Source organism: Streptococcus mitis (genome assembly GCF_001579035.1).
GTDB lineage: Bacteria > Bacillota > Bacilli > Lactobacillales > Streptococcaceae > Streptococcus > Streptococcus mitis_J.
This window is the reverse complement of the sequence record NZ_KQ970288.1, coordinates 53405-54580: the sequence shown is the minus strand read 5'-3', so window position 1 is coordinate 54580 and position 1176 is coordinate 53405. Positions and strand designations below refer to the sequence as shown.

The 1176-nt window shown below is 37.8% G+C and carries 1 protein-coding gene; it reads left to right on the top strand.

The window, feature by feature from the left end; translation table 11 throughout:
- Nucleotides 1-1176 (top strand): BspA family leucine-rich repeat surface protein (locus SMIDD26_RS12280; RefSeq protein ID WP_167747487.1); only part of this gene is annotated, 1176 nt, incomplete at both ends.

Below are 1176 nucleotides of genomic sequence, written 5' to 3'. Positions count from 1 at the left end.
AAAGTAACGAATATGGCAAGAATGTTCAATGGTATGTCTAACTTAACTAACTTAGATGTGACGCATTTTGACACAAGAAATGTAACGAATATGGGTTCTATGTTCAGAGGTACGACTAACTTAACTAACTTAGATGTGACGCATTTTGACACAAGTAAAGTAACCAATATGGATTCTATGTTCGGTGGTACAGGCAAACTTAAAGAACTTAAACTCGGAGATAAATTTAAAGCTGATGGGATTAGAACGATACCGACAACTCACTCCTACGGCAACCAATATACCGATAAATGGCACAAGGTTGAGGCTAAAGAACACACGTATACGGTTTCAGATTGGGCGGATGCATACGCTGGTGACTCAACTGCAACTGCTGGAACGTGGGTACGTGAAGTATCAAATGCAACTTTGACATTCCAAGGTGAGAACTTTACTCCAGTTAAGGTGGCTCCAAGTGATACCGTATTACCAACATTATCAAGACCGAGTCAACCAAAACAAAATCATAAATTCCTAGGGTGGTCAAAAGACGGAACAAACCTATTGACGCGCGATGCTGTTAAACAAGGTGAAACGATTACTTTACAACCATTATGGCAACCAGTGAATAATACTACGACAAGAACTGAAGGAATACCTATAGCGACAATGTATCGTGCTGATGAGACAATTCCTTTTGAGTCTAGACAAGAAGTGGCTGGTCAAAAAGGTGAGAAAACTATCACAACTACTTATACTGTAGCTTCGTATACAGGTGAATTAACAGATCCTGTTGAGTCTGAAAGAGTTACAACTGAAATGCAACCAAAAGTGATTAAAGTAGGCAATAAGAAAGTTACCACAGAACCTATTCTAGTAACTAATAAATATGTTGGTAATGAAGAAAAAGAACGCGGTTATAGCAATCTGATAACTCAAGGTCAAGATGGTTTACGTACAATAACTACAACATACACTGTTAATGAGACGACTGGAAATCTTTCAGATCCGAGTACTTCAGAAACATCTACACCAATGACTCAGAATGTCTATGAAGTTGGTACAAAACCAAAAGTGTTTTACGGCAAAGAAGGTAATAAAGTAGTTAAAACTACAACTACTTACGTAGTTGATCCGACTAATGGAAATGTAACTGAAGCTTCAGCAAAAGAAACTATTTCTGAAGATGGTGCTAAA